Origin of the sequence: uncultured Thiodictyon sp., from assembly GCA_903837595.1 — a bacterium.
GTDB lineage: Bacteria > Pseudomonadota > Gammaproteobacteria > Chromatiales > Chromatiaceae > Thiodictyon.
Genome location: CAILVI010000487.1, coordinates 1 through 7368 on the forward strand (window position 1 = coordinate 1; position 7368 = coordinate 7368).

Annotated in this window: 7 protein-coding genes; 2 read left to right on the forward strand and 5 right to left on the reverse strand. The window is 64.0% G+C overall.

Annotated features, from left to right (window positions below; all coding sequences use genetic code 11):
- Positions 1-164 precede the first annotated feature (164 nt).
- From tssC to tssA, 3 genes are all read right to left on the reverse strand, one after another.
- Complete coding sequence (gene tssC / locus QZY44_RS29205; protein WP_295456157.1) at positions 165-1667, reverse strand: type VI secretion system contractile sheath large subunit; 1503 nt, start codon at positions 1665-1667, stop codon at positions 165-167.
- 1 nt (position 1668) lies between these two features.
- Positions 1669-2205: a type VI secretion system contractile sheath small subunit gene (gene tssB, locus QZY44_RS29210; RefSeq protein ID WP_295456158.1), complete on the reverse strand. Its 537-nt coding sequence runs from the start codon at positions 2203-2205 to the stop codon at positions 1669-1671.
- 83 nt (positions 2206-2288) lie between these two features.
- Positions 2289-3326, reverse strand: coding sequence for a type VI secretion system protein TssA (gene tssA / locus QZY44_RS29215; RefSeq protein ID WP_295456159.1), 1038 nt, complete (start codon positions 3324-3326; stop codon positions 2289-2291).
- A 552-nt stretch (positions 3327-3878) separates the two neighbouring features.
- Here tssA and rraA point away from each other — a divergent pair.
- Positions 3879-4367 (forward strand): ribonuclease E activity regulator RraA, encoded by a 489-nt coding sequence (gene rraA, locus QZY44_RS29220; RefSeq protein ID WP_295456160.1) that lies wholly within the window; start codon positions 3879-3881, stop codon positions 4365-4367.
- Positions 4368-4376: 9 nt separating this feature from the next.
- Positions 4377-6122 (forward strand): bifunctional isocitrate dehydrogenase kinase/phosphatase, encoded by a 1746-nt coding sequence (gene aceK / locus QZY44_RS29225; protein ID WP_295456161.1) that lies wholly within the window; start codon positions 4377-4379, stop codon positions 6120-6122.
- A 75-nt stretch (positions 6123-6197) separates the two neighbouring features.
- Here the strand turns inward: aceK and QZY44_RS29230 are convergent, their stop codons facing one another.
- Both QZY44_RS29230 and QZY44_RS29235 read right to left on the reverse strand, forming a co-directional pair.
- Complete coding sequence (locus tag QZY44_RS29230; protein WP_295456162.1) at positions 6198-6632, reverse strand: hypothetical protein; 435 nt, start codon at positions 6630-6632, stop codon at positions 6198-6200.
- A gap of 32 nt (positions 6633-6664) precedes the next feature.
- Positions 6665-7156, reverse strand: coding sequence for a dihydrofolate reductase (locus tag QZY44_RS29235; RefSeq protein WP_295456163.1), 492 nt, complete (start codon positions 7154-7156; stop codon positions 6665-6667).
- Positions 7157-7368 lie beyond the last annotated feature (212 nt).

The following is a 7368-nucleotide window of genomic DNA, read 5'->3' on the forward strand; positions in this document are numbered from 1 at the left end:
CCTCGCCCTTGACGTCATCGAGCTTGATGAAAATGTCAGTAGACATTGCTTTGCTCCTTAGGATGGTTGGATGAAAACGCGATGGATCAGCGTCCCGCGGTCAGCGGGTACGCTACTTGGTAGCTGCGCCATCGCATCGAGCGAGTCGATGGCGCAGCCCGGACTCAGCCTCCCTTCGCCGACGGCAGTTTGGAGACCAGCCGCAACGAGACGGTCAGGCCTTCGAGCTGATAGTGAGGGCGCAGGAAGAACTTGGAAGTATAGTAGCCCGGGTTACCTTCCACCTCCTCGACCACCACCTCGGCGGCTGCCAGCGGCAGTTGGGCCTTGGTGGTTTCGCTCGAATGGGTTGGATCCCCGTCGACATAGTTGAGGATCCAGTCGTTGAGCCAGCGCTCCATGTCAGCGCGCTCCTTGAACGAGCCGATTTTGTCGCGCACGATACACTTCAGATAGTGCGCAAAACGGCAGGTCGCGAACAAATAGGGCAGGCGGGCCGCCAGGTTGGCGTTGGCGCTGGCGTCCGGGTCGTCGTATTCGAAGGGCTTCTGCAGTGACTGGGCGCCGATAAATGCCGCAAAGTCGGTATTCTTCTTATGCACCAGTGGCATAAAGCCGTTCTTTGCCAACTCCGCCTCGCGCCGGTCGCTGATCGCGATCTCGGTCGGGCATTTCATGTCGACGCCGCCATCGTCCGTGGGGAAGGTATGACTGGGTAGCCCTTCCACGGCGCCGCCGGACTCGATGCCGCGGATGCGCGAGCACCAGCCATACATTTTGAACGAGCGGTTGATGTTGACCGCCATGGCATAGGCCGAGTTGGCCCAACAATACTTGTTGTGCTGGGCGCCTTCGGTGTCTTCCTCGAAATCGAACGCATCGACCGGATCGGTCTTGGACCCGTAGGGTAGTCGGGCGAGGAAGCGCGGCATGGTGAGCCCGAGGTAGCGCGCATCGTCCGACTCGCGCAACGAGCGCCAGGCGGCGTACTCCGGGGTCTGGAAGATCTTGGTGAGATCACGCGGATTGGCCAGTTCCTGCCAGGATTCCATCTGCATCACGGCCGGTGCGACCGCCGAGATGAAGGGGGCATGGATGGCCGCGGCGATCTTGGCGATCTCCCCCAACAGCTCCACATCCGGCGGGCTCTGGTCAAAGTGGTAGTCGCCGACCAGACAACCGAAGGGCTCGCCGCCGAACTGACCGTATTCTTCCTCATAGAGCTTCTTGAAGAGCGGGCTCTGATCCCAGGCGGTGCCCTTGAACTTTTTCAGGGTCTTGAGTGCCTCCTTCTTGGAGACATTCATGACCCGGATCTTGAGCATCTCGTCCGTCTCGGTATTATTGACCAGATAGCTCAGTCCGCGCCAGGCCCCTTCAAGCTGCTGGAAATCCTCGTGGTGCAGGATCTGGTTGACCTGCGAGGTGAGCTTGCGGTCGATTTCAGCGATCATCGACTCGATGGTGCGTACCGCGTCGTCGGAGATCAGCGCGGTCTGTGCCAATGCCTGGGAGGCGAGGACGGCGACCGCATCCTCGACCGCCTCGCGGGCCTTGTCCGTGCGGGGTTTGAATTCCTGCCGCAGCAGGGCGGCGAAACCGCCAGCCTCAATGGTGCCGGTCTGGACCTGGGATTGCGCCGCGCCTTGGGTGTCGAGTTCGGCCATGTCAGTTGCCCTCCGCCGGGGTCTGGTCAGCTGCCGCCGCGTCGCCCGGTTTGGGCGCTGCCGCCAGGGCTTGCAACAGGGTCGGGTCTTTCAGCACCTTGGCAATCAGTTCCTCGGCGCCGCCCTTGCCATCCATGTAGGTCAGGAGGTTTGAGAGTTGGGTACGCGCCTGCAACAGCTTGTTGAGTGAGTCCACCTTGCGCGCCACGGCCGCGGGCGAGAAATCCTCCATTGATTCGAAGGTCAGTTCGACGTTGAGATTACCCTCGCCAGTCAGGGTGTTAGGCACCTGGAAGGCGACCCGTGGCTTCATCGACTTGAGCCGCTCGTCGAAGTTGTCGACGTCGATCTCCAGCATCTTGCGGTCCGCCACCGGTGGGAGGGCCTCGGCCGGCTTGCCGGAGAGGTCGGCCAGCACCCCCATAATGAATGGGAGTTGGACCTTTTTCTCCGCGCCATAGAGCTCCACGGCATACTCGATCTGGACCCGCGGGGCGCGATTGCGGGCGATGAACTTTTGGCTGGTCTCTTTCGCCACTGGCGTTCTCCATTGGTTGTCTTAAGGGGTCCGCGGGGACCGCGCCGGGGCCGGGGATCACCGATCCCGGTCTGCCATCCGCCTCAGGACTTCTCTTCGATCCCAAGCGCCGTCTCGATTTGCGACAGCGCATTGGGGGCAAGGTCGCGCACGATATCCACAAAGCTGACGGTGACCAAGCGTTGTGCCCGCTTCAGCAACAGGGGGACAGGGCTAGACGGCTCGTAACGAGAATAATAGTCGCACAGACGCTCGAGCGTGCGCACGACATCTTCCCGCGAGCCGATTTGGCCCGCATCGCGGGTGGGCGTTGCTGCCGCTGCGCCGGGCGTCGATGCACTCGCGTGCGCGTCCGGTGCGGCCTCATCCGCCCCGTCCGGTTGACGAGGCCTCAAATGGGTTTGGAGGAGGGCGCGAATATGCGTGAGCGGCTCAGCCAACGGCTCGAAGCTGGGCAATTGGGACCGCTCGAGCCGTGCCGCGAGCTCGTCACCCACCGAGCGCAGGGCCGTCAGTGCCCCGTCGGCGGTGGCGGCGGCGGCGACCAGACTCTCCAGATCGCAGTCCTGGAAGGCCCCGGCGATGCCCGCGGCATCCAGTGGCTGGCTGCCGGGGATGGGCTGGGCCTTGCCCTCCGCGACCTCGATCTCCCGGCAGGAGACCGGACCGAAGACCCGGGAGCGGATCAGGGGCGTGGTGCGCAATTGGGCGAGCAGCGTGTCGCGGTCCGTGAGTTCCAGCAGCACATTGACCCGCGCGGTGGGGTCGTTGTCGTCGCTCGCGTCGAGTTCCGGGTGCAGACCATCCCAGAACTGCGTGAGTAGTCCGTGGATCAGCTCCAATCCGGCCTGCAGGCCCGGCAGCCCGTTGATCCCGAGCAGGGCGCGGGTCATCAGGACCGCGACGCGCAGGTCTTTGGAGCGGCCCAAGAGCGCGGTGCTCGACTGCAGGACAACGCGCCAATCCGGCTCTTGGGCGGCGACGACCGTGTCGCCCATCTGCCGCTCCGGGGTCCCGGTGGCGGCCTCGACCAAGGCACGAAAGCTCGGGTCATACTCCAGATCGTCCCCCGTGGGTTGATCCTCAGAGACCGCCTTCAGCAGGGACTCGGTGTCGATCATAGTTATCCGCAATGGTGAGTGTAAAGCGGGCAGCGTGACAGTATGTTACGCGACGCGAGGGTGCTGTCAAGCGTGCCGCAGCGGACCGCTGCGCTTCCGCATCAACGTCGTGGTAACCTACAGGCTGGCGTTGTCGGGCTCCCGTTTCTACGTGGGCGGTCAGCCGGCCCCTGGGTCGCTGATGGGCGCAGGCGTGCCTGACGAGTCCGGGTAATCAGGCCAGAAACCGAAATATCAATCCCGACTGCCGTCGCAGCAGCGTCACACAACCGCGACAGTTGGCGTCTGTCAGCCCGGATGGCCGGCACACGCCGTTGCTGCCCACCGCGACGGTACCCCGCTGAGTGCTGGCGCCGGGTCCGGCGAGGCCCCTTCTGTGGGGGCGGTGAACCGGACGGCGGTCGCGGACTGAGTCTCTGAGTATGGTTAATAGTCGGCATTGCCGCCTTTGATTGTTCCCTGCGGACCGCCTCCCCAACAATCCGACCGACGGGGACGGTATCGGCATTGCTGTCCCTGAGAACATTGGACCATCACCCGGATGACATCGCCATGAGCTTCAAGACCGCCGATCTCTATGACCACGACGAGACCCGGGTACGGGTCTGTGACCCACTGTTTCGGGATTTCGGCGGGCGCCGCGCCTTTTTCGGCGAGGTGGTCACGGTCAAGTGCTTCGAGGACAACAGCCAGATAAAGTCTGCCCTGGCGCAGCCCGGGGCCGGGCGGGTCTTGGTGGCGGATGCCGGGGGGTCGCTGCGCTGTGCCATGCTCGGCGATCTGATCGCGGCGAGTGCGGTGTCCCAGGGCTGGGCCGGGGTGGTCCTGTATGGCTGCGTGCGTGATACCGACGAACTCGCGGGCATGGACTTGGGTGTCAAGGCGCTGGCCGCCAACCCGCGCAAGAGCCAGCGGCGCGGGGAGGGCCAGCGGGACCTGCCCGTCACCTTCGCCGGGGTACGTTTCGCCCCGGGTGACTGGGTCTATGCGGACGGCGACGGCATTTTGGTCGCCGACACGCGACTGCAACCGGTGGACTGAGTAATACCCATGGCCTGGACCGAGGCGAAACACATTGCGGAGACCATCCTTGATGGTTTCGACAGCCACTACCGGCAGTTTCGGGAGATCACCGCGGGGGCGCGGCAGCGTTTTGAAGACGCCCACTGGCGCGGGGTCCAGGCCGCCGCGCGCGAGCGCATCGATTACTATGACCAGCGGGTGGTCGAGACCCTGGCCATCCTGCGCCGGGAGTTCAGGCTCAGTGACCGCGAAGACCGGCTATGGCGCCGCGTCAAAGTGGAGTACCTGCGGATGCTCCCCCAGCACCTCCAGCCCGAGTTGGCGGAGACCTTCTACAACTCGGTCTTTTGCCGGCTATTCGACCGTCGCTACTACAACACCGCCAATATTTTCGTCTGGCCGCTCATTTCCACCGAACATCTGGAGGCGGACAATCCGATCTACCGTCCCTATTATCCGGCGCGCGATGGCTTCGCCCGGGTGATCTCACGGATACTGGACCGGCTACGTTTCAGTCTGCCCTTTCGCAATCGGCGCCGCGACATCCGCAACATCATGCAGGCCGTGCATGACCGTTTTCCGCCCAATCGCACCCTGGCGCAGAATTTCCAACTTGCGGTCCTCAGTGAGCCTTTTTATCGCAACAAGGGCGCCTATGTGATCGGCAAGATGATCAACGGGGCGGATCAGACCCCCTTTGCCGTGCCGATACTCAATGACGAGCAGGGCGGGCTCTATGTCGACGCACTGCTCGCCGGTGAGGATGAAATCTCCGACGTATTCAGCTTTTCCCGGGCCTATTTCATGGTGGACACCGAGGTGCCGGCCGCAGTGGTGGACTTTCTGCGGCCGCTGATGCCGCGCAAGACCAAGGCCGAGCTCTATACCGCCATCGGCCTGCATAAGTTCGGCAAGGCCGAATTTTATCGCGACTTCCTCAAGCACCTGCGCTATTCAGCGGATGAGTTCATGGTCGCGCCGGGTATCCGCGGCATGGTCATGTGCGTGTTTACCCTGCCGTCCTTCCCCTTCGTCTTCAAGATCATCAAGGATCGCTTTGCGCCACCCAAGGAGATGACCCGCGAGAAGGTCAAGGAAAAATACCTGCTGGTCAAGATGCACGACCGGGTCGGGCGCATGGCGGACTCCTGGGAGTACTCCCACGTTGCCTTTCCGCTGGCCCGCTTCTCCCCGGAGTTGCGCGAACAGTTGGAGACTGAATGCGCCGGCAGCCTGCAAGTTGATGGGGATCAGCTCATCTTCAAGCACCTCTATATCGAGCGGCGGATGATTCCGCTCAATCTCTATCTGCAGACCGCCGATGAGGACGAGTTGCTGCACGCCGTGCATGAATACGGGGATGCGATCAAACACCTGGCCGCCGCGAATATCTTCCCGGGCGACTTCCTGTTCAAGAACTTCGGCGTGACCCGCCAGGGGCGGGTCGTCTTCTACGACTATGACGAGCTCTGCTATCTGACCGAGTGCAACTTCCGGGAGATCCCCGAGCCGCCCTACCCGGAGATGGAAATGTCCGCCGAGCCCTGGTATACCCCGGGGCCGGACGATGTCTTTCCCGAGGAGTTCGCCACCTTTCTGCTTACCGATCCGCGCATTCGCAAGGTCTTCCTGGTGCTGCACCGCGATCTGCTGGACCCCGCCTGGTGGCGCGCCCGTCAGGCCGTGATCCGCTCCGGGCAGTTGGACGATGTTTTTCCCTACCCGTCGGAGCGGCGCTTCAAGCGGCTCAAGAGGGTGCGGCCGGGCATTTGAGGGGGCGGCGATCAGCGGAGGTGCGCCGTCACCCGGCACTCACCCCAGTCGGGTCACGCTGCGGTAACTCCACCGCTATCGTGAGTGGCCACAATCAGTAACCCGCACGGTGCCGGTGAGCCGGTCATCCTCCGCGCGGCGCCGAGTCTCTGCAATCTTCTCATCACGCTCGCCCATCGTGGTGGCGGCTTTGTTGCGTTGCGCCTCCAGCTTGGCCAGTGCCGCCTCGGCCTTATCTTTGGGCACCTTCGCGGTGATCTTGACCAGTGCCGCCCGCGCCTCGGCCGCCTCGGTGTGCAAGCGTGCCAAGCGGGCGGCATGATCGGCATATCCGGCCTCCAGCCGCTCGATCTGGTCGTGCTCGCGGGTAGCGATCTGCTCCCGAATGCGTAGTCTTTGCCGCGCCACCAGGTCCGGCACCTTCTTGTAGTCCCGCCCGGCGGTCTTGCCGCGCAGTATATTGGCCGCGCCCCATAGGTGGGCCTCGAGCTGCTGTTGGGTCAGTCTCATGGCGATTGCGTGATGACCTCCGCGGCTCCTATTCAATCGCCGGGGGGCGGCGCCGGAAGGCGCATGAGTTCCAAAAAGGTCATCGGGATCGGATTTCGCTCATCGGCTGGCTGGGTGCGGCGGGAGACCTCCTGCCATTGCGCCGGGTTCCAGGGTGGGAAGCGCGTGTCGCCCAAGACGTCGGCATGGACCTGGGTGAGATAAAGCCGGTCGGCGTGTGGCAGGGTCTGCGCGTAGAGGCTGACGCCGCCGACGATCATCAACTGTGGCTCGCCGGCCACGGCGGCCAGGGCGGCCGCCAGTGAACCCACCGGTGTGCAGCCAACGGCCTGGAATGTCGGGTCGCGGGTGAGGACGAGGTGGCGGCGGCGCGGCAATGGGCCGGGTAGGGATTCCCAGGTGCGCCGCCCCATGAGGATGGTCTTGTCCAGTGTCAGCCGCCGGAAGTGGGCCAGATCCGCGGGGAGGTGCCAAGGCAAGGTATTGCCGCGGCCGATGACGCCGTTGTCGGCGACGGCGACCACCAGGCATAGGAGCGGCCCGGCGGGGGCCGTCCTGGCGGTCGCAAGACGACCGGAGGTCGAGGCTTTAACCGGTCGACATTGCACCTAGGCGGCCCCGGTCCGGCTAACGGCCATGGCGCCCGCACCACCCCGCAAGATGAAAGTGGCGGGCGCCTTGGCCGTTCCCCTCCCCGGCCCTCCCCCAATAGGGGAGGGAGGATTGGAGCGCGCTC

Coding starts and splice junctions, on each gene's coding strand:
- rraA (WP_295456160.1), top strand. CDS start 3,879: ATGAGCTTCAAGACCGCCGATCTCTATGACCACGACGAGACCCGGGTA.
- tssC (WP_295456157.1), bottom strand. CDS start 1,667: ATGGCCGAACTCGACACCCAAGGCGCGGCGCAATCCCAGGTCCAGACC.
- tssA (WP_295456159.1), bottom strand. CDS start 3,326: ATGATCGACACCGAGTCCCTGCTGAAGGCGGTCTCTGAGGATCAACCC.
- QZY44_RS29230 (WP_295456162.1), bottom strand. CDS start 6,632: ATGAGACTGACCCAACAGCAGCTCGAGGCCCACCTATGGGGCGCGGCC.
- aceK (WP_295456161.1), top strand. CDS start 4,377: ATGGCCTGGACCGAGGCGAAACACATTGCGGAGACCATCCTTGATGGT.